16 protein-coding genes and 7 tRNA genes are annotated in these 20,787 nt (G+C 66.5%); 17 read left to right on the top strand and 6 right to left on the bottom strand.

Annotated features, from left to right (window positions below; translation table 11 throughout):
* Positions 1–15: 15 nt before the first annotated feature.
* The 5 genes from MMB92_RS25430 to MMB92_RS25410 all read left to right on the top strand — a co-directional run bounded on the left by MMB92_RS25430 (position 16) and on the right by MMB92_RS25410 (position 6,506).
* Positions 16–1,842: an extracellular solute-binding protein gene (locus MMB92_RS25430; RefSeq protein ID WP_277563020.1), complete on the top strand. Its 1,827-nt coding sequence runs from the start codon at positions 16–18 to the stop codon at positions 1,840–1,842.
* 52 nt (positions 1,843–1,894) lie between these two features.
* Positions 1,895–2,938 (top strand): ABC transporter permease subunit, encoded by a 1,044-nt coding sequence (locus MMB92_RS25425; protein ID WP_006481944.1) that lies wholly within the window; start codon positions 1,895–1,897, stop codon positions 2,936–2,938.
* A gap of 48 nt (positions 2,939–2,986) precedes the next feature.
* On the top strand, positions 2,987–4,084 hold the full coding sequence (locus MMB92_RS25420) for an ABC transporter permease (RefSeq protein WP_006481943.1): 1,098 nt from the start codon (positions 2,987–2,989) through the stop codon (positions 4,082–4,084).
* Positions 4,081–5,703, top strand: coding sequence for a dipeptide ABC transporter ATP-binding protein (locus tag MMB92_RS25415; RefSeq protein ID WP_277563019.1), 1,623 nt, complete (start codon positions 4,081–4,083; stop codon positions 5,701–5,703). Before MMB92_RS25420 ends, MMB92_RS25415 begins: the two co-directional genes overlap by 4 nt.
* A gap of 128 nt (positions 5,704–5,831) precedes the next feature.
* A complete protein-coding gene (locus MMB92_RS25410) occupies positions 5,832–6,506 on the top strand; it encodes a C40 family peptidase (RefSeq protein ID WP_006481953.1) in 675 nt (224 codons plus the stop codon).
* Between the two features lie 154 nt (positions 6,507–6,660).
* Here MMB92_RS25410 and MMB92_RS25405 read toward each other — a convergent pair whose 3' ends face one another.
* Complete coding sequence (locus MMB92_RS25405) at positions 6,661–7,578, bottom strand: patatin-like phospholipase family protein (RefSeq protein WP_062911355.1); 918 nt, start codon at positions 7,576–7,578, stop codon at positions 6,661–6,663.
* Positions 7,579–7,857: 279 nt separating this feature from the next.
* Between MMB92_RS25405 and gltX the strand changes: the two genes are divergently transcribed.
* From gltX to MMB92_RS25360, 9 genes are all read left to right on the top strand, one after another.
* Complete coding sequence (gene gltX, locus MMB92_RS25400) at positions 7,858–9,267, top strand: glutamate--tRNA ligase (protein ID WP_006481951.1); 1,410 nt, start codon at positions 7,858–7,860, stop codon at positions 9,265–9,267.
* A 128-nt stretch (positions 9,268–9,395) separates the two neighbouring features.
* Positions 9,396–9,471: transfer RNA gene (locus tag MMB92_RS25395), tRNA-Ala, on the top strand.
* Between the two features lie 137 nt (positions 9,472–9,608).
* Positions 9,609–9,684, top strand: a tRNA-Glu gene (locus MMB92_RS25390).
* Positions 9,685–9,762: 78 nt separating this feature from the next.
* Positions 9,763–9,839, top strand: a tRNA-Asp gene (locus tag MMB92_RS25385).
* A gap of 63 nt (positions 9,840–9,902) precedes the next feature.
* Positions 9,903–9,978, top strand: a tRNA-Glu gene (locus MMB92_RS25380).
* Between the two features lie 79 nt (positions 9,979–10,057).
* Positions 10,058–10,134: transfer RNA gene (locus tag MMB92_RS25375), tRNA-Asp, on the top strand.
* A gap of 65 nt (positions 10,135–10,199) precedes the next feature.
* A tRNA-Glu gene (locus MMB92_RS25370) sits at positions 10,200–10,275 on the top strand.
* Positions 10,276–10,348: 73 nt separating this feature from the next.
* Positions 10,349–10,425 (top strand) — tRNA-Asp (locus MMB92_RS25365).
* Positions 10,426–10,782: 357 nt separating this feature from the next.
* Positions 10,783–11,247 (top strand): GNAT family N-acetyltransferase, encoded by a 465-nt coding sequence (locus MMB92_RS25360; RefSeq protein WP_006481948.1) that lies wholly within the window; start codon positions 10,783–10,785, stop codon positions 11,245–11,247.
* A 25-nt stretch (positions 11,248–11,272) separates the two neighbouring features.
* Here MMB92_RS25360 and MMB92_RS25355 read toward each other — a convergent pair whose 3' ends face one another.
* On the bottom strand, positions 11,273–12,157 hold the full coding sequence (locus tag MMB92_RS25355) for a helix-turn-helix transcriptional regulator (RefSeq protein ID WP_006481946.1): 885 nt from the start codon (positions 12,155–12,157) through the stop codon (positions 11,273–11,275).
* A gap of 267 nt (positions 12,158–12,424) precedes the next feature.
* On the opposite strand from MMB92_RS25355, the gene MMB92_RS25350 reads away from it, so the two are divergent.
* The gene (locus tag MMB92_RS25350) at positions 12,425–12,838 is read left to right on the top strand and encodes a gamma-glutamylcyclotransferase family protein (RefSeq protein ID WP_006481949.1); all 414 of its coding nucleotides are present in this window, start codon (positions 12,425–12,427) and stop codon (positions 12,836–12,838) included.
* Between the two features lie 133 nt (positions 12,839–12,971).
* Here MMB92_RS25350 and aceB read toward each other — a convergent pair whose 3' ends face one another.
* On the bottom strand, positions 12,972–14,564 hold the full coding sequence (aceB, locus tag MMB92_RS25345; protein WP_006481940.1) for a malate synthase A: 1,593 nt from the start codon (positions 14,562–14,564) through the stop codon (positions 12,972–12,974).
* Between the two features lie 65 nt (positions 14,565–14,629).
* Entirely contained in the window at positions 14,630–15,391 is a 762-nt protein-coding gene (locus MMB92_RS25340) for a haloacid dehalogenase type II (RefSeq protein WP_006498665.1), read from the bottom strand.
* Positions 15,392–15,545: 154 nt separating this feature from the next.
* On the opposite strand from MMB92_RS25340, the gene MMB92_RS25335 reads away from it, so the two are divergent.
* Both MMB92_RS25335 and MMB92_RS25330 read left to right on the top strand, forming a co-directional pair.
* Positions 15,546–16,451 carry a LysR family transcriptional regulator gene (locus MMB92_RS25335; RefSeq protein WP_006481938.1) on the top strand — a complete coding sequence of 302 codons (906 nt, stop codon included), beginning with the start codon at positions 15,546–15,548 and terminating at the stop codon, positions 16,449–16,451.
* A gap of 165 nt (positions 16,452–16,616) precedes the next feature.
* Positions 16,617–17,051, top strand: coding sequence for a universal stress protein (locus MMB92_RS25330; protein WP_006481942.1), 435 nt, complete (start codon positions 16,617–16,619; stop codon positions 17,049–17,051).
* A 211-nt stretch (positions 17,052–17,262) separates the two neighbouring features.
* On the opposite strand, the gene aceA is transcribed toward MMB92_RS25330, so the two are convergent.
* Positions 17,263–18,570: an isocitrate lyase gene (gene aceA / locus MMB92_RS25325; RefSeq protein ID WP_006498666.1), complete on the bottom strand. Its 1,308-nt coding sequence runs from the start codon at positions 18,568–18,570 to the stop codon at positions 17,263–17,265.
* A gap of 390 nt (positions 18,571–18,960) precedes the next feature.
* Complete coding sequence (locus MMB92_RS25320; RefSeq protein ID WP_006498667.1) at positions 18,961–20,505, bottom strand: DEAD/DEAH box helicase; 1,545 nt, start codon at positions 20,503–20,505, stop codon at positions 18,961–18,963.
* Positions 20,506–20,787 lie beyond the last annotated feature (282 nt).

Here is a 20,787-nt window from a genome sequence, read left to right as displayed (position 1 = left end):
CGCGCCCGCCTCGGCGTGCTGCGGGCCGCCGGCCGCGTGGCCGCGGTGCTGGCGCTGCACGCGGCGCTGGCCGTGCCGGCCGCGCACGCGGCCTACGCCATTGCGCAGTACGGCGAGCCGAAGTATCCGCCGGGCTTCAAGCATTTCGACTATGTGAACCCCGACGCGCCGAAGGGCGGCACGCTGGTGCTCGCGAACCCGAACCGGCTGACGTCGTTCGACAAGTTCAATCCGTTCACGATGCGCGGCAACGCCGCGCCCGGCATCGACATGCTGTTCGAGAGCCTCGCGACCGGCAGTTCCGACGAACCGGCGTCCGCGTACGGGCTGCTGGCCGACGACATCGCCGTGGCGCCCGACCGCCGTTCGGTCACGTTCCACCTGAATCCGCGCGCACGCTTTTCGAACGGCGATCGCGTCACGGCCGACGACGTCAAGTTTTCGTTCGACACGCTGAAGAGCAAGCAGGCCGCGCCGCAGTTCGGCGCGTATTTCGCGGAGATCGCGAAGGCCGTGGTCGTCGATTCGGCGACCGTGCGCTTCGAGTTCCGCAGCGCGAATCGCGAGTTGCCGCTGATCGCCGGCGGCGTGCCGGTGTTTTCGCGCAAGTGGGGATTGCGCGCCGACGGTTCGCGCATCCCGTTCGACCAGCTCGCGTTCGAGCAGCCGATCGGCAGCGGCCCGTACCTGATCGAGCGTTACGACAACGGCCGCACGATCACCTATCGGCGCAACCCCGCGTACTGGGGTGCCGACTTGCCGGTACGGGTCGGCACCAACAACTTCGAGCGGATCGTGTACAAGCTGTACGGCGACGGCGTCGCGCGGCTCGAGGCGTTCAAGGCCGGCGAATATGACGTGCTCGTCGAGTACATCGCGCGCAACTGGACGCGGCGCGACGTCGGCAAGCGTTTCGATAGCGGCGAGCTCGTCAAGCGCGAATTCCGCCAACATAACGGCGCCGGCATGCAGGGCTTCTTCATGAACCTGCGCCGGCCGCTGTTTCGCGACGTGCGCGTGCGCCAGGCGCTCGACCTCGCGTTCGACTTCGAATGGCTGAACCGCCAGCTGTTCTACAGCGCGTATACGCGCCTCAACAGTTACTTCGCCGACACCGACCTGCAGGCGACCGGTACGCCGGGCGAGGGCGAGCTGAAGCTGCTGGAGCCGCTGCGCGCGCAGCTCGATCCGGCCGTGTTCGGCCCGATGGTCACGCAGCCGGACACCCATCCGCCGGGCTCGCTGCGTGCGAACCTGCTGAAGGCGCGCGCGCTGCTCGCGCAGGCCGGCTGGACCTATCGCGACGGCGCGTTGCGCAATGCGAAGGGCGAGCCGTTCGCGTTCGAGATCCTCGACGATGCAGGCGGCGCGATGGAAGGCGTCGTGACCGCCTACCAGCGCAACCTCGCGAAGCTCGGCATCGCCGTGCGGTTCCGCACGGCCGACTACGCACTGCTGCAAAAGCGCCTCGATGCATTCGACTACGACATGACGACGATCCGCCTGCCGGGCGTGCAGGTGCCGGGCGCCGAGCAATACTCGCGTTACGCGAGCAAGTTCGCCGACGAGCCGGGCTCCGACAACTTCATCGGATTGAAATCGCCGGCCGTCGACGCGTTGCTGCATGCGCTCGGCACCGCGCAGACGCGCGAGGAACTGCTCGACGCGACGCACGCGCTCGACCGCGTGCTGATGCATGGCTACTATGCGGTCCCGCAGTGGTACAGCACGACGCATCGCATCGCGTACAAGCGCACGCTCGCCTATCCGCAGACGCTGCCGCTGTACTATTCGGCCGAGGGCTGGGTCGTGTCGACCTGGTGGGCGAAGCCCGATCACTGACCCGCGCCGGCCCTCTGTTCAACCCCGCCACCCGATCACGAGTCGACGCCCTATGTGGAGCTACATCCTCAAACGCCTGCTGCTGATGATCCCGACGCTCGTCGGCGTGCTGACGCTCACGTTCGCGGTGATCCAGTTCGTGCCGGGCGGCCCGGTCGAGCAGGCCGTGCAGGAGTTGCGCAAGGGCGCGACGGAGCAGGGCGCGACGCCGTTCGGGATGCGCGCGCACACCGGCGTCGACGCGCAGCAGCTCGCGCAGTTGAAGGCGCTGTACGGCTTCGACAAGCCGCCGCTCGAACGCTACTGGCTGATGCTGAAGCGCTTCGCGCGCTTCGATCTCGGCGACAGCTATTTCCGCCACCAGAGCGTGTGGTCGCTGGTCGTGCAGAAGCTGCCCGTGTCGATCAGCATCGGGCTGTGGACGTTCTTCCTCACGTACCTGATCTCGGTGCCGCTCGGCATCGCGAAGGCGGTGCGCAACGGTTCGCCGTTCGACGTCGCGACGAGCCTCGTCGTGCTCGTCGGCTACGCGATTCCAGGCTTCGTGCTGGGCGTGCTGCTGCTCGTGCTGTTCGGCGGCGGCTCGTTCTGGCAACTCTTTCCGCTGCGCGGCCTCACGTCGGACAACTTCGCGCAGCTGTCGCTCGTCGGCAAGGTGCTCGACTACCTGTGGCACATCGCGCTGCCGATCACCGCGTCGGTCGTCGGCAGCTTCGCGGTCGTCACGATGCTCACGAAGAACGCGTTCCTCGACCAGATCCGCCGGCAATACGTGCTGACCGCGCGCGCGAAGGGGCTCTCCGAGCGCAGCGTGCTGTGGAAGCACGTGTTCCGCAACGCGATGCTGCCGCTGATCGTCGGTTTCCCGGCCGCGTTCATCGGTGCGTTCTTCACCGGCAGCCTGCTGATCGAGACGCTGTTCTCGCTCGACGGCCTCGGGCTGCTGTCGTACGAATCGGTCGTGCGGCGCGACTATCCGGTCGTGCTCGGCACGCTGTACCTGTTCACGCTGATCGGGCTCGCGACCAAGCTGATCTCCGATCTCTGCTATGTGTGGGTCGATCCGCGCATTCAATTCGACAACCTGGAGCGCTGACATGAAACGAGCCATGCGCATGCCCGGCGCCAGCGGGCGAGGAGCGCGATGAACCGGGCCGTCGCCTCTTCCCGTCTCGACGCCGCGCGGGCGCGCGTGTCGCCGTCGCCCGCCCGCCGCGTGTGGCAGCGCTTCAGGCAGCAGCGCGTCGGCTACTGGAGCTTCGTGATCTTCGTCGTGGCCTTTGCCGCGAGCCTCGCGGCGCCGCTGTGGTCGAACGACAAGCCGCTCGTCGTGCGCTACGACGGCCAGACCTATTTCCCGATGTTCCATGCGTACCCGGAGACGACCTTCGGCGGCGATTTCCCGACGCCGGCCGACTATCTCGATCCGTATGTGCGCAAGCGGCTCGAGGCGCCCGGCAACTTCGTCGTCTATCCGCCGAACCGCTATTACTACGACACGCTGAACTACTTCTCGAACGTACCGAACCCGGCGCCGCCGTCGCGCGAGAACTGGCTCGGCACCGACGCGCAGGGCCGCGACCTGCTCGCGCGGCTCGTGTACGGGTTCCGCGTGTCGGTCGAGTTCGGGCTGATCCTGACCGTGATCGGCACGCTGCTCGGGATCGCCGCGGGCGCCGTGCAGGGCTTCTTCGGCGGACGCATCGACATCGTCGGGCAGCGGCTGATCGAGATCTGGAGCTCGCTGCCGGAGCTGTACCTGCTGATCATCTTCGCGTCGATCTTCGAGCCGAGCTTCCTGCTGCTGATCGTGCTGCTGTCGCTGTTCGGCTGGATCGGGCTCGCCGACTACGTACGCGCGGAATTCCTGCGCAACCGCACCCAGGACTACGTGCGCGCGGCGCGCGCGATGGGGCTGACGAACTGGCAGATCATCTGGCGCCACGTCCTGCCGAACAGTCTCACGCCGGTGATCACGTTCCTGCCGTTCCGGATGAGCGGGTCGATCCTCGCGCTGACGAGCCTCGATTTCCTCGGGCTCGGCGTGCCGCCGCCGACGCCGAGCCTCGGCGAACTGCTCGCGCAGGGCAAGGGCAACCTCGACGCATGGTGGATCTCGCTGTCGACCTTCGGCGTGCTGGTCGCGACGCTGCTGCTGCTGACCTTCATGGGCGACGCGCTGCGCAACGCGCTCGACACGCGGATCGCCGACTCGGTGCGCGCCGCGGGAGGCCAGCGATGAGCACATCGACCGTATCGACGCAGCACGAGTCGCTGCTGTCGCTCGAGCGTCTGCACGTACGCTTCGGCGACACGGTCGCGGTGGACGACGTGACGCTCGCGATCGGGCGCGGCGAGCGGGTCGCGCTCGTCGGCGAGTCGGGGTCCGGCAAGAGCGTGACCGCGCTGTCGATCCTGCGGCTGCTGCGCGACGCCGAAGTGAGCGGCGCGATCCGCTTCGCCGGGCAGGATCTGGTCGCCAAGAGCGAGCGCGAGATGCGCGGGCTGCGCGGCTCGGACATCGCGATGATCTTCCAGGAGCCGATGACGGCGCTCAACCCGCTGTATACGATCGGCGTGCAGATCGGCGAGACGATCGTGCTGCACGACGGCGTCTCGGCCGTGGAGGCGCGCAAGCGCGCGATCGCGCTGCTCGCGCGCACCGGTATCGCGGAGCCGGAGAAGCGCGTCGACAGTTACCCGCACCAGTTGTCGGGCGGCCAGCGACAGCGCGCGATGATCGCGATGGCGCTCGCGTGCCGGCCGCGCCTGCTGCTGGCCGACGAGCCGACCACCGCGCTCGACGTGACGATCCGCGCGCAGATCGTCGACCTGCTGCTGGAGCTGCAGCGGGAGGAGGCGGAAAAGCGCGGGATGGCGATCCTGTTGATCACGCACGACCTGAATCTCGTGCGGCACTTCGCGCAGCGGGTCGCGGTGATGGAGCACGGCCGCCTCGTCGAGAGCGGGCCGGTCGAGCGGATCTTCGCGGCGCCCGAGCATCCGTATACGCAGCGGCTGCTGAACAGCCGGCCGCAACGCGCGGTCACGCCGGTGATGCCGATCGCACCCGTGGTGCTCGACGCGCGCCACGTGAGCGTGCAGTTCGCGCGCAAGCGGCCGGGCTTCGCCGGCTGGTTCGGCACGGTGCCGGTGACGGCCGTGGCCGACGTGTCGGTGTCGGTGCGGCAGGGCGAAACGCTCGGCATCGTCGGCGAATCGGGCTCGGGAAAGTCGACGCTCGCGATGGCGTTGCTCGGGCTGCAGAAGACGGCCGGCGGCGAGATCGAATTCCAGGGGCGCGCGCTGTCGACCTATCGCGGCCGCGAACAGACCGCGCTGCGCTCGAACATGCAGGTGGTCTTTCAGGATCCATTCAGTTCGCTTTCGCCGCGTCACACGATCGAGCGGATCGTCGGCGAGGGGCTCGAGCTGCATCGCCCGGACATGACGCCCGACGCGCGCCGCGCGAAGTCGCTCGCGGTGCTGCGCGAAGTCGGCCTCGACCGCACGGTGCTGCACCGTTATCCGCACGAATTCTCGGGGGGGCAGCGCCAGCGGATCGCGATCGCGCGCGCGCTGGTGCTGGAGCCGCGCATCCTGATCCTCGACGAGCCGACGTCGGCGCTCGACGTGTCGATCCAGCAGCAGGTGCTGAAGCTGCTCGCGAATTTGCAACAGAAATACAACCTCGGCTACGTGTTCATCAGTCACGACCTGGAGGTGATCGGCGCGATGGCGCACCGCGTCGCGGTGATGCAGGACGGCGCGGTCGTCGAGTCGGGGGAGGTGTCCGACGTCTTCACCAGACCGTCACATCCTTACACACAAAAGCTGTTGAAAGCGGTCTGGAAAGCGTGATAGGCGTCCAATGGTCTGACCATCTCGATTGTATTTTTTAATTTGTTTTGACAAACGATTACGCGCTGGCTAGTATCGACCGAAATTTTCCGCCAATCAGCTGATTTTTAAGCAAATTCCATCGACCAATGCAGCATCGATCCCTGACCCAGGCATGCGCGCGCACCATCGCCGGGCTGTTCATCGGCGCCCTGTTCGCAGCAGCTCCCGGCGCGTTCGCCGACGAAGTCAGCAGTTTTAACCAGAATGTCACCAATTCGACTCAGATCGGGTCGGGTTCCTCCCTCCAGCAGACCAGCGCGCAGCCGTCGAGCGGCGGCGCGAAGTCGTTCCTTGCCGGCATGGCGGGCAAGGCCGGCGACGTGGTGGTCGGCGCGCTGAACATGATCGGCGTGCGGTATCGCTGGGGCGGCAACTCGCCGGATTCGGGCCTCGACTGCAGCGGCTTCGTGCGCTACGTGTTCCAGGACACGCTCGGCATGTCGCTGCCGCGTCGCGCGGAAGAAATGAGCCGCGTCGGCGAGAAGGTGAGCATGAGCAACCTGAAGCCGGGCGATCTCGTGTTCTTCAACACGATGCGCCGCACGTTCTCGCACGTCGGCATCTACATCGGCGACAACAAGTTCGTGCACTCGCCGTCGACGGGCAGCACGGTGCGCGTCGACGATCTCGACAGCGGCTACTGGGAAAAGCGTTTCACCGGCGCGCGCCGGATCGAATCGGAATTCCCGATGAAGCCCGAAGACCTGCGCCAGCGCGTGCGCGCGACGATCGGCGACGATTCGGCGAACGGCAACAACTGACAGTTTGCCGGTCGGTCGGGCCGGACGATAAAAAACCCTGTCACCGAAAGGCGGCAGGGTTTTTTGTTTTGGGGCGGGCGTTGGCGACGAAGCCGAAGCCGTTCCGTCGGCGGCCGGGACGCGGCGTGTGCCGTGGCCGCCCGCCCATCGTGGCTTACGCGGCGGCCGTCACGCCGCGCGCCGCCGCGAGCTTGCGCTGCAGTTCCGGCATGATGCGCGCGACCGCTTCCTCGCCCGCGAGGATCGCCGCGTTGCGCTGGTTGAAGTCGCTGCCGCCCATCGCCGCGAGGTTCGGGCGAATCACGACGTCCGCGTACTTGTCGAGCTCGTAGGTCTTGATCGTCTGGCCCATGATCGTGAAGGTCTGCAGCAGCATCTCGATCGGGTTGTTGGTCGCCGCGCCGTCCGGTCGGGCCGAGATGTCGACCGCGATCACGAAGCTCGCGCCCATCTTGCGCGCAAACGACGCCGGCACCGGGCTCACCAACCCGCCGTCCACATATTCGCGATTGCCGATCTTCACCGGCTCGAACACCGACGGCACGCTGCACGACGCGCGCACCGCGAGCCCGGTGTTGCCCTGCTGGAACAGGATCGGCTGGCCGCTTTGCAGGTCCGTCGCGACGATGCCGAGCGGCTTCGCCATCTTCTCGATCGGTCGGTTGTTGAGCGTCTTGTTCAGGAAGTTCTGCAGCGCGACGCCTTGCAGCAGGCCGCGCGAGCGAAACGGCAGCGCCCAGTCGCTGATCGACGCCTGGTCCATGTCGAGCGCGATCTTGTTGATCTGCAGCGCGTTCATGCCGGACGCGTAGAGCGCGCCGACCACCGAGCCCGCGCTCGTCCCGGCGACGAACTCGATCGGGATGCCGCGCGCCTCGAGCGCCTTCAGCACGCCGATGTGCGAGAAGCCGCGCGCGGCGCCGCCGCCGAGCGCGATGCCGATCTTGACGGGTTTCTCCTGCGGCAGTGCCGTGCCGGAGCGGGACTTGTCGCCGAAGGACGTACAGGCGGCGAGGCTGGCGGACGCGCACGCGATCGTGAAGTGGCGGCGCGACAGGCGAGGGGACGACATCGAATGGTTCTCCGGCGGCTTGGCGGCGGGTTACACGGCCCGCGGCGGCGATAGGTTCCGAGCGGCCGCGCAGGAGGTTCCGTGCGGCCGGCGCCGCGCCGGCTGGCGGCCGCGGCGCGCACATCATAAAGCAAGCGGTGCGCTTGGCGCGATGTCCGGCGCGAGTATAATTCCGGCTTCTTTCCCGTTCCGGGCGCCGCCGGCTCCGTTGCTGTCCGGGCTGCCGTCGTCGTCCCGCGTCGAATCATTCATGCGCCCCAGGCGTTCGAGTTACCGTTTATGACCCGTCCTGTCCGTACCCGCTTCGCGCCGAGTCCCACCGGCTTCATCCACCTCGGCAACATCCGCTCCGCACTCTATCCGTGGGCGTTCGCCCGCAAGATGAAAGGCACGTTCGTGCTGCGCATCGAGGATACCGACGTCGAGCGCTCGTCGCAGGAAGCGGTCGATGCGATCCTCGAAGGGATGCAATGGCTCGGGCTGGATTTCGACGAAGGCCCGATCTACCAGATGCAGCGGATGGATCGCTATCGCGAAGTGCTCGCGCAGATGCTCGAGAAGGGTCTCGCCTATCCGTGCTACATGTCGGCCGAGGAACTCGACGCGCTGCGCGAACGCCAGCGCGAAGCCGGCCTGAAGCCGCGCTACGACGGTACGTGGCGTCCGGAGCCCGGCAAGGTGCTGCCGGAGCCGCCGGCCGGCGTGAAGCCGGTGCTGCGCTTCCGCAATCCGCTGACGGGCACGGTCGTGTGGGACGACGCGGTGAAGGGGCGTGTCGAGATCTCGAACGAGGAACTCGACGACCTCGTGATCGCGCGCCCGGACGGCACGCCGATCTACAACTTCTGCGTGGTGGTGGACGACATGGACATGGGCATCACGCACGTGATCCGTGGCGACGACCACGTGAACAACACGCCGCGCCAGATCAACATCCTGAATGCGCTCGGCGGCGAGCCGCCCGTCTATGCGCACCTGCCGACCGTGCTGAACGAGCAGGGCGAGAAGATGAGCAAGCGGCATGGCGCGATGAGCGTGATGGCGTACCGCGACGCGGGCTTCCTGCCGGAAGCCGTCGTCAACTATCTCGCGCGTCTCGGCTGGTCGCACGGTGACGCCGAGATCTTCTCGCGCGAGCAGTTCGTCGAATGGTTCGATCTCGAGCATCTCGGCAAGTCGCCCGCGCAGTACGACCACAGCAAGCTGAGCTGGCTGAACGCGCATTACATCAAGGAAGCCGACAACGCGCGCCTTGCCGAACTCGCGAAGCCGTTCCTCGACGCACTCGGCATCGATGACGCGGCGATCGCGACGGGCCCCGCGCTCGACGCGGTGGTCGGCCTGATGAAGGATCGTGCGACGACGGTCAAGGAGATCGCGGAAGGCGCGACGATGTTCTACCGCGTGCCGGCGCCCGAGGCCGATGCGCTCGCGCAGCACGTGACCGATGCGGTGCGCCCGGCGCTGGCCGATCTCGTCGCCGCGCTGAAGGCGGCCGACTGGACGAAGGAAGCAGTATCCGCGGCGTTGAAGGCGACGCTCGCCGCACACAAGCTGAAGATGCCGCAGCTCGCGATGCCGGTGCGCCTGCTGGTGGCGGGCACGACGCACACGCCGTCGATCGACGCGGTGCTCGTGCTGTTCGGTCGCGACGTCGTGGTGTCGCGCATCGAGGCCGCGCTGGCCTGACGTTCGTGCGTGCGCGAAGCCGTCCGCGCATGCGCGCGCGGCGGCTTCGCAAAAAATTTCGTGCGAATCGTAAAAAGGGTATTTACAAGTTCGAAATCGGTCCATATAATCTCATTTCTGTTCTGCAAGGGGGTATAGCTCAGCTGGGAGAGCGCTTGCATGGCATGCAAGAGGTCAGCGGTTCGATCCCGCTTACCTCCACCAACAGAACAAACCGAATTGATTGGCGAAGCAGCGGTAGTAATAAATGCTTCACAAAATGATTCAAAGCAGTTAGAATTTCGGCCTTCGCTGTTGACCAGAAGTGAATAGCGAAAGTCAGACAAATCTGAAAAGATTTTGTCCCCTTCGTCTAGAGGCCTAGGACATCACCCTTTCACGGTGAGTACAGGGGTTCGAATCCCCTAGGGGACGCCAGATTCAGCGGCGTTTCATAGAAGTGTCGCGAGGCTTGCAGGAACGTAACCGACGTCCTGCAGGTTGGGTAAGAAAGCTGGAGCGGTAGTTCAGTCGGTTAGAATACCGGCCTGTCACGCCGGGGGTCGCGGGTTCGAGTCCCGTCCGCTCCGCCAGAACGAAGCCCGTTCAAGACGTTTTTGAGCGGGCTTTTGTATTAAAGATGTAAGCAGTACGTTGTCCCCTTCGTCTAGAGGCCTAGGACATCACCCTTTCACGGTGAGTACAGGGGTTCGAATCCCCTAGGGGACGCCAGATTCAGCGGCGTTTCGTAGAAGTGTCGCAGCGTGTGCAGGAACGTGACGAGATCCTGCAGGCGATGGTGCAGAAAGCTGGAGCGGTAGTTCAGTTGGTTAGAATACCGGCCTGTCACGCCGGGGGTCGCGGGTTCGAGCCCCGTCCGCTCCGCCAGAACGAAGCCCGTTCAAAAAGCGTTTTTGAACGGGCTTTCTCGTTAAAGATGTAAGCAGTACGTTGTCCCCTTCGTCTAGAGGCCTAGGACATCACCCTTTCACGGTGAGTACAGGGGTTCGAATCCCCTAGGGGACGCCAGATTTCGGCGTCGTTCGAACAAACGACGCGCCGGCAGGAAGTAACCGACGCCTGCCAGGCAAGCAGCAAGACTGGAGCGGTAGTTCAGTCGGTTAGAATACCGGCCTGTCACGCCGGGGGTCGCGGGTTCGAGTCCCGTCCGCTCCGCCAGAAAATGAAGAAGCCCGCCTTGTGCGGGCTTTTTCATTTGCATCGTGCGTCGTGCCCGCTTGCGGGCAGTGTGACGGCGGGGCGGAGGAAGCCGCCTGCGCGGCTTCCGGCGGGACTCGAAGGGCTGCGCTTGCAAGCGCAGCCGCGGCCTGCGGAATGTAGGCGAGTCTCGTCCGCTCCGCCAGAAAATGAAGAAGCCCACCTCGTGCGGGCTTTTTCATTTGCATCGTGCGTCGTGCCTTCCGTTCGCCCCTCACCACGCGTGCTACATCGCGCACCGCGTCCTACGAGAAATTCGCGATTGCATCCGCACGCGACTGCGCTATCGTGGCGGGATGCGTTTCTGACTCCTGCGCGATGCTCGATCCGACCGACCTGCGACTCCTGTATCAGCTCCGGCCCGCGGAGCCCGGCGATTTTCCGTATGCCGAAGCGTTGACGCACGGCAACATGGGCGGCTACTACAAGCGCCATGGGCTCGTGTGGCGCAGCGACCTGTTCTATGCGAGCTGGCGCGAATCCGAGAACTTCATCCTCGAGGCCGACGGCGAGCGCATCGGCGTGCTGCGCGTGACCGAGGAGGGCGATTCGCTGCACATCCGCGACGTGCAGATCGCGGCCGGCCATCGCGGCCAGGGCGCCGGCACCTACATGCTCGAGATGTCGCATCGTTGGGCACGGGCGCGCGGTCTGCATGAACTGCAGTTGCGCGTATTCGTCGACAACCCTGCCGCGCGTCTGTACCTGCGCATGGGCTACCAGGTCACCGGGCCGCGGCTCGCGCAGCTCGGCTCGATCCGTCATATGGTGCGGCCGGTCTGACGATCCGGCACGCCACGGCGCGCATTCAGCGCATCGTGTCGAGCGCGCCGTCGTCGTCGTCCGGCGTCTCGTTATCCGCGACGCTGCCTTCCGGGCCGCGATGCTCGTAGCCGCGCAGCATGAACGCGCGCGGGCTTTCGCCGAAGGCCCGGCGGAACATGGCCGAGAACGCGCTCTGGCTCTGGTAGCCGAGCTCGCGCGCGATATGCGACAGCGGACGCCCCTGGTTCAGCAGCGGAATCGCCCGCGCCAGCAGCGCCTGCTGGCGCCACTGCGAAAAGCTCACGCCCAGTTCCTGCTTGAAGAGCCGCGATATCGTGCGCGTGCTCGCGCCGACCTCGCTCGCCCAGTGTTCGAGCGACTCCGCATGCGCGGGATGCGCGAGTACCGATTCGCACAGCAGGCGCAGCCGTTTCTCGTCGGGCATCGGCACCGCGAGCGGCAGCGGCTCGGCATGACTCAGTTCGTCGAGCACGAGCCCGCACAGCAGGCGCTCGCGCGCGGTGCTCAGGTCGCGTGCGTCGAGTGCGACGATCAGTTCGCGCAGCAACCCCGTCACCTCGACGACGCGGCATGCATCGAGCCCGTCCGGCACGATCGACTCGTCGATATACAGCGTGCGCAAATAGGCCTCTTCGACGATCACGACCTCGTGCGTCACGTGCGGCGGCACCCAGATCGCGCGGGACGGCGGCACCATCCAGGTCGTGCCGGTCGTCGCGACGCGCAGCACGCCGCGCGACGCGTATGCGAGCTGCGCCCACGCATGCGTGTGCAGCGGGATGCGGCGGCCGGCATCGACCTGCCGCGCGCGCACACGCATCGGATGGACGGCGGTCGGCGCGAATTCCGGCGGGATGTCGATGACGTCGTACGGTTTCGATACGTCGGCTGGGGCGGGCGGATTCATGAACGGTTCGGGCGGCGCGGCGGCGATGCCGTTATTTTAGAAGGCGCAGCGCAAGCGCATGCGGCGGTTTTCGGGCCATCATGCCGGGTGCAAATGAACTTTGTGTGGGCCTTGGCGCATGCGGGGCGGCTCCCCACGTCGGCGCGCGCCGACGGTTCGAACCATCGGGCCGGTATCGGGGTCTATCGATGCGTGCGCCATGTCGGGCCCATCGCGCGCCGATCGCACGCAAATACGGCAACACACGAATCGAAGAGGAGAACCACGATGCGCCACGTATTCGTCTATGGCACCTTGAGAGCCGGACAGGCCAACGACATCGGCCATGCGGCCGCCCGCCACGGCATCGCCGCGCCGACGCTGCTGGGCGCGGCCGCGCTGCCGGGCGAACTGTACGATTTCGGCACGTATCCGGGCATGATCGCCGGGCCGGCCGGCAAGTCACTGGTGTGGGGCGACGTCTACGAGGTCGACGAGCAGCTCGTCCCGGTGCTCGACGAGATCGAGCGCGTGTATCCGGGCGTCGACTCGCTGTTCAAGCCGGAAGAGGTGATCGTCGAGCTCGGCGGCCGGCAATATGCCTGCCTGTATTATCCGGTCGCCGCACATGCGGCAGCCGGGCGTCCGCGCATCGCGTCGGGCGACTGGGTTCAGCACCGGCGCGAGCAGGAAGCCGCCTGAGCGCGCCTGCCGGCGGCGGTTGAATTCGCCACACAAGAAAAAAAGCGCCCCGCGGGGCGCTTTTTTCATGCCGTCACCGCATGCGAGCGGCGGCACAGCGTGGGCCGGCCGTCGAGCGCATCGGACAGGCGCGTCAGATTTCCTCGTACAGCGGCAGCGTCAGGAATTCGGTGAAGCCTTCCGACGTCGACATCTGCTCGAAGATCGCCGCGGCGCGTTCGTACGGCTGCGTGTTGCCGCCGACCGCGCGCTTCACGTTGTCGAGCTCGATCTTCGCGAATTCGCGCACGAGTTCGGCCGTGACCTTGCGGCCGTCGTCGAGCACGCCCTTCGGCGAGCGGATCCACTGCCACACCTGCGAGCGGGAAATCTCGGCCGTCGCCGCATCTTCCATCAGGTTGTGGATCGGCACGCAGCCGTTGCCGTCGAGCCACGCGCCGAGGTAGTGAATCCCGACGTTGATGTTGTTGCGCAGGCCGGCTTCGGTGATCGGCGCTTCCGGCTGGAAGTCGAGCAGGTTCTTGCCTTCGACCTGCACGTCGTCGCGCTGCTTCGCGATCTGGTTCGGCTTGTCGCCGAGCACCTTGACGAACTCTTCCATCGCGATCGGCACGAGGCCCGGGTGCGCGACCCAGCCGCCGTCGTAGCCGTCGGTCGCGTCGCGCTGCTTGTCCGAGCGCACGCCGCCCATCGCCTTGTCGTTCGCTTCCGGATCGTTCTTGATCGGGATCAGCGCGCTCATCCCGCCGATCGCCGGCGCGTTGCGCTTGTGGCAGGTCTTCAGCAGCAGCAGCGCGTACGCCCGCATGAACGGCACCGTCATCGTGATCTTCGAGCGGTCGGCCAGGCAGAAGTCGCGGTCGTTCTTGAACTTCTTGATCGCCGAGAAGATGTAGTCCCAGCGGCCGGCGTTCAGGCCCGAGCTGTGTTCGCGCAGTTCGTACAGGATCTCGTCCATCTCGAACGCGGCGAGGATCGTCTCGATCAGCACCGTCGCGCGGATCGTGCCGCGCGGCACGCCGACCGCTTCCTGCGCGGCGACGAAGATGTCGTTCCACAGGCGCGCCTCGAGATGGCTTTCCATCTTCGGCAGGTAGAAGTACGGGCCCGACCCGCGCGCGAGCAGTTCCTTCGCGTTGTGGAACAGGAACAGCGCGAAATCGAAGATGCCGCCGGACACGCGCTGGCCGTCGACCGTCACGTGCTTTTCGTCGAGGTGCCAGCCGCGCGGACGCACGATCAGCGTCGCGACCTTGTCGTTCAGCTTGTACGACTTGCCGTTCTGTTCGAGCGAGATCGTGCGGCGGACCGCGTCCTTCAGGTTGATCTGGCCGTCGATCTGGTTCGTCCAGCTCGGCGCGTTCGAATCCTCGAAGTCCGTCATGTACGAATCGGCGCCCGAGTTCAGCGCGTTGATGATCATCTTGCGCTCGACGGGGCCCGTGATCTCGACCCGGCGGCATTGCAGGTCGGCCGGCAGCGGCGCGACCTTCCAGTCGCCTTCGCGAATCGCCTTCGTCTCGGCCAGGAAGTCGGGGCGCTCGCCCGCGTCCAGGCGTTTCGTCCGCTCGACGCGCGCCTGCAGCAGCGCCTGGCGGCGCGGCTCGAACGTGCGGTGCAGCGCCGCGACGAGTGCCAGCGCGTCGGGCGTCAGGATGGCTTCGTAACCCGGCTTGATTTCGCCGGTGATCGTCATGCCTTGCGGCAGCGTGATCGGGGTGCTCATGAGTCTCATCTCCTTGGTCGGTCAGTTGCGGTTTCGGTGAAGGGGGAAGGCGGCAGCTGCGAGCGTCATGCACCCGGGCCGGGGCGCGTGCGGTTCGCAGGTTTGCCGGACGGAGCCGGGGTGGCGAGGAAGGCGAGCAGGTCGGCCATGCCGGTGCCCGTGCCGTCGGGCGGCGCGCCGAGTTCCTCGGCGGGCGCGCCCGTGCGGTTGAGCCAGAACGTCGTGTAGCCGAACCAGGTGGCGCCGGCGACGTCCCACGCGTTCGACGACACGAACACGATGCCGCGCCGGTTCGCCCCGAACGCGGCGGTGCCGAGCGCGTAGGCGGCCGGGCTCGGCTTGTACGCGCGCACGGTGTCGGCTGACAGCACGCGATCGAACAGCCCGGACATGCCGGCGCTCTTGATCGCGATGTCGAGCATCTGCGGGGTGCCGTTGGACAGGATCGCGAGCGGCGGGCGCGGTTCGAGCGCGCGCAGCTTGCGCAACGCGGGCACCGTGTCGGGATAGGTCGACAGGCACGCGTATTCGTCCATCAAGCGCTTCTCGGCCGCGCTGTTCAGCGCGAGCCCGAGCCGGCGCGCGGCGAACCGCAGCGCATCGAGCGTGATGTCCCGGAACGGGCGGTAGCGGGCGCCGGCCGGATCGGCGAGCGTGCGCAACTGCGAGTATTCGATCTGCTTGCGTCGCCACAGCTGCGACAACCGTTCCCCGTGACCGGGAAACATCTGCTCTGCCGCGGCCAGCACGGCACGCACGTCGAACAACGTGCCGAAAGCGTCGAAGAGAATGGCGTCGGGAGAGGAGAGTGTCGTTGTGGCCGACATAGCCTTGCGCTCCAGTTTCAGAGGTCGGGTCGATTCTATTCGTGATCGAAGGTGCTAAAAAAGACGCTAATCATCACTTGATCTTTTACTTTCATATACCTAATCTTGAGCGGCTCACGCTATTTGAAGGGCGGCGATGCCGTCGCCGAGAGTCATGGACCGGTTCAAACAGATCGAAACGTTCGCCGCGGTCGCGGCGAAAGGCAGCCTGTCGGCGGCGGCGCATGCGGAAGGCGTCGCGCCGGCGATCATCGGGCGCCGCCTCGACGCGCTCGAGGAGCGGCTCGGCGTCAAGCTGCTGGTGCGCACGACGCGCAAGCTCACGCTGACGTTCGAGGGCTCGGCATTCCTCGAGGATTGCCAGCGCATCATCAACGACATGCAGAACGCGGAAGCGAGCGTGTCCGCCGGCGGCGTCAAGGCGAGCGGCCACCTGCGGATTTCCGCGCCGGCCGGCTTCGGCCGCCGGCACGTCGCACCGCTCGTGCCCGAATTCAGCGTCGGGCACCCGGACGTGTCGGTCACGCTCGACCTGTCCGACCGGATGGTCGATCTCGTCAACGAAGGGTTCGATTGCGCGGTGCGGCTCGGCGAGCTGCCCGACTCGTCGCTGGTGTCGCTGAAGCTCGGCGAGAATCGCCGCGTGTGCGTCGCGTCTCCCGCATATCTCGCGCGGCGCGGCACGCCGGTCACGCTCGCGGAACTGGCGCGGCACAACTGCCTGGCCCTGGCGGCGAACGCGAACCAGCAGCGCGGCTGGGCGTTCCAGGAGGACGACAAGGTCGTGTCGATCCGCGTGAACGGCACGATGGAATGCTCGGACGGCGCGGTGCTGCACGAGTGGTGCCTCGCAGGCCATGGCCTCGCGTGGCGCTCGTGGTGGGAAGTCGGCGAGGACATCGCGGCCGGGCGGCTCGTCAGCGTGCTCGACGCGTTCGCCGCGCCGCCGATCGGCATCCACGCGGTGTTTCCGCAGCGCCGGCATCTGCCGCTGCGGGTGCGCCTGTTTCTCGATTACCTGAAGCACACGTACGAGCGGCCCGGTTATTGGGGCGAATAGGCGGGGGCGACGCGCGCCCGCGTGTTTCCGATATGAGGGCGAACCCGCTGGCGGTGCGGCTGGCGCGATTTCGCACACTACAATCGTAAGAGGCATGCGCGTCGTGTCGCGGCGGGCTCGGCTGGAGCCGCGGCGCGCGGCGTGCGATTGACGAAGGAGGGCGCGATGTTCCGGCACATCCTCGTTCCAACCGACGGTTCCGAACTGTCGCAGAAGGCGATCGACGGTGCGATCGACCTGGCTCGTGCGGTCAGCGCGCGCGTGACGGCCTACGCGTGCCTGCCGCAATATCCGTACTCGCCGTTTTCCGAAGTGATCATCGAGCCGCCCGCCGATTTCCGCGCGCGCAGCGAGCGCGAGGCGCGTGCGCATCTCGACGAGGTGGAAGCGGCCGCGCAGGCGGCCGGGGTCGAGTGCGACACGTGGACGAGCGTGCACCCGTCGCCGTATCTCGGCATCATCGAGGCGGCCGAACGCGGGGGGTGCGACGTGATCTTCATGGCGTCCCACGGACGCCGCGGGCTCGGCAGCCTGTTGATCGGCAGCGAGACGCAGCGCGTGCTGACCCATACGAAAATTCCGGTGATCGTCTATCGGTAGGGCAGCGCCGGCCGTGGCCAGGCGGGCTGTACCGTAGAAAAAGGGCGCGCCGGACGAAGCCGGCGCGCATCGTTGCTGGCGGCCCGCAGGCCGCGCGGCCGGTCGCGCGATCGGTGTCGCGCGCCTGCCGTCTCCTCCCTGATTGTTGTTCCGGTGGCCGATGCCGCGGCGGCGCGAGACGCGGCAGGCATCGGCGTCACGCCTGGGCGTGTTACGCGACCTTCTTGCCGTCGAAGAACTGTTCGTCCTCGGTCGACCCGTGCAGCGCGGTCGTCGACGCTTCGCGCTCGACCGTCTGCGTGACCGCGTCGAAGTAGCCCGTGCCGACCTCGCGCTGGTGCTTGACGGCCGTGAAGCCCTTGTCGGCGGCCGCGAACTCGGCCTGCTGCAGTTCGACGAATGCGCTCATCTGCGTGCGGGCATAGCCGTGCGCGAGGTTGAACATCGAGTAGTTCAGCGCATGGAAGCCGGCCAGCGTGATGAACTGGAACTTGTAGCCCATCGCGCCGAGCTCCTTCTGGAACTTCGCGATCGTCGCGTCGTCGAGGTTCTTCTTCCAGTTGAACGACGGCGAGCAGTTGTACGACAGCAGCTTGCCCGGGAACTGCTTGTGGATCGCTTCCGCGAACTTCTTCGCGTACTCGAGATCCGGCTTGCCGGTTTCGCACCAGATCAGGTCGGCGTACGGTGCGTACGCGAGGCCGCGCGAGATCGCCTGTTCGAGGCCCGGCTTCGTGCGGAAGAAGCCTTCGACCGTGCGCTCGCCGGTCAGGAACGGCTTGTCGTTGTCGTCGACGTCGGATGTGATCAGGTCGGCGGCTTCCGCGTCGGTGCGGGCCACCAGCACGGTCGGCGTACCCATCACGTCAGCCGCGAGACGCGCGGCCGACAGCTTCGCGACGGCTTCGCGCGTCGGCACGAGCACCTTGCCGCCCATGTGGCCGCACTTCTTCACCGACGCGAGCTGGTCCTCGAAGTGAACGCCCGACGCACCGGCCTCGATCATCGCCTTCATCAGTTCGAACGCGTTGAGCACGCCGCCGAAACCGGCTTCCGCATCGGCGACGATCGGCGCGAAGAAATCGACGTAGCCTTCGTCGCCCGGATTCTTGCCTTCCGACCACTGGATCTGGTCGGCGCGCGTGAGCGTGTTGTTGATGCGCTTGACGACGAGCGGCACCGAGTTCGCCGGGTACAGCGACTGGTCCGGGTACATTTCGCCCGCGACGTTCGCGTCGCCGGCGACTTGCCAGCCGGACAGGTAGATGGCCTTCAGGCCGGCCTTGACCTGCTGCATCGCCTGGTTGCCGGTCAGCGCGCCGAGTGCGTTGACGAACGGCTCGTTGTTGATGAGGTTCCACAGTTTTTCCGCGCCGCGCTTGGCCAGCGTGTGCTCGATCGGGATCGAGCCGCGCAGGCGGACCACGTCCTCAGCCAAGTAGCCGCGCTTGATGCCCTTCCAGCGCGGATCGGTTTCCCATTGCTGCTGCAGTTCCTGTGCCTGTTGCTGACGCGACATGATGAGCTCCTTGATGCGAGGTATGCGTGACGGTCCGAATCCGACGGGGTGATGCTGTTCGCGAGGGAAGCGAGGCGTTCCGTTCCGCGAGGTCTTGTATAAGAGTCTAGGCAAATCGTCGGGAGCGAAACAGGGGCTATCGCGGGAAGTGTCGATTTTTTTAGTTGTTTTGAATCAATGAGTTGCTTGCATCATTTCGAGATAAGAAATGCATTTTCCTATCCCGCAATCACACGGGTTGTGCCGTGCAGCATGATTTTTTACGACACAAAAAAATTTCCCGCATCGTGAAATTTCGACAAGGCGAAAAAAAACCGGCGCGGATGCGCCGGTTGGCTGGATGGGCAGGGCGCCGATCCGCGGGGCGGCCGCGGGGCCGCCCGGGTGTGCTTACGATGCCGAATTGCTGCGGCGCGGGCCGCCGCTGCGTTGACCGTCGCGACGCGGGCCGCCGTCACGGCTGCCGCCCGGCTTGCCGCTCCAGCCGCCGCCATTGCCGCCGCCGTAGCTGCGGCCGTTGCCGTTGCCGCCATAACCGCCGCCCGGCTTGCCGCCGAAACGACGACCGCCGTTACCGCCGCCCGGACGGCCGCGGCCGCCGTTGCCGCCGTTACGCGGGGGCGCCTTGCGCGGCTCGAAACCTTCGATCACGTTGACCGGCAGCGGCGAGCGCACGAAGCGCTCGATGCGCTTGAGCGCGCCTTGCTCGGCGTGGTGCACGAGGCTCACCGCGATACCCGAACGGCCCGCGCGGCCGGTACGGCCAATACGGTGCACGTAGTCTTCCGCGAACTTCGGCAGGTCGTAGTTGAACACGTGCGTGATGCCCGGGATGTCGATGCCGCGTGCCGCGACGTCGGTGGCCACCAGCACGCGCACGCGGCGCTCGCGCAGCGCACGGATCGTGCGGTTACGCGCGCCCTGCGGCAGGTCGCCGTGCAGCGCGGCCGATTCGAAACCTGCGTCGGCAAGACGGCCGGCGAGCTGGTCGGCATCGATCTTGGTCGCCGTGAAGATGATCGCCTGGTCGAGCGCGTCGTCGCGCAGCAGGTGATCGAGCAGGCGATCCTTGTGATCGCGGTCGTCGACGTAATGGACGGTCTGCGCGATGTTCGCGCGCGATTCCAGGCGCTGCTGGATCTCGATGCGCTCGGGGTCCTTCAGCAGGCGGCTCGTCAGCGAACCGATCTTGCCGTCGAGCGTGGCCGAGAACAGCATCGTCTGGCGCGTGTCCGGCGTGGCGTCGACGATCGTTTCGATGTCTTCGATGAAGCCCATGTCGAGCATGCGGTCGGCTTCGTCGAGCACGAGCATCTTCAGTTCGGACAGGTCGATGCGGCCGCGCTCGAGGTGATCGAGCAGGCGGCCCGGCGTGGCAACCAGGATTTCCGGGTTCTTCGCGAGCAGCATCAGCTGCTGGCCGTACGCGACGCCGCCGAGGATGCTGACCGTGCGCAGGCGCTTCAGGTGCTTGCCGTACGTCGAGGCGGCCGTCGTGACCTGCATCGCGAGTTCGCGGGTCGGCGTCAGCACGAGCAGGCCCGGGCGCGCGACGGGTTGCGGGCGGCGCGCGCGGCGGTCGCCCTGGTTCGGTTCACGCGGCGCGCGCGGTTGCTGCGCCTGCGTCTTCTGGAGCTGCGCGAAACGTTCGATCGCGGGCAGCATGAATGCGGCGGTCTTGCCCGAACCGGTCGGGCTCGACACCAGCAGGTCGCGGCCGGCGATGCCGGCCGGAATCGCGCGCTGCTGGACCGGCGTCGGCTTCACGTAGCCGGCGGCCTGCAGCGCGGAGACGATCTCCGGCGACAACCCGAGCGACGCGAAGCTCGGCTCGTCCGACGCCGGTTCGACCGCGGCCGGTGCGGCGGCGTCGTCGAGACCGAGCGCCTGGTCGGCGATCGCGTTGAGCGGGCTGGAGTTGATGCTCGAAGTCATAACAATCCTTGAAACACAGTGGGTGAAACGTCGGCGCCAATCGCGCATACCCAAGTCGTCGGATTCAGCGAGCAAATCGGGAAACGGGTGCAATCCGCCGAACCGTCGGCGGATGAGGCATTAGAAGCTGTTTTGGGTGCGGCGCGCTTCAGGAGCGGGGCCGCCAGCCTAGTTGACGACCGCAAGGGTCGAAGCAGGAGGGGACAGGTTCTAAACCGGATTGGAGCTTAACGCTACGAGGCGTCGGGCCGGAACGGCTTGCGAGCCGAGCGCGGGAGGTGA

This window comes from Burkholderia sp. IO2 (assembly GCF_029522185.1).
Taxonomy (GTDB): Bacteria; Pseudomonadota; Gammaproteobacteria; order Burkholderiales; family Burkholderiaceae; genus Burkholderia; species Burkholderia cenocepacia.
This window is presented reverse-complemented; position numbering and strand designations above follow the sequence as displayed.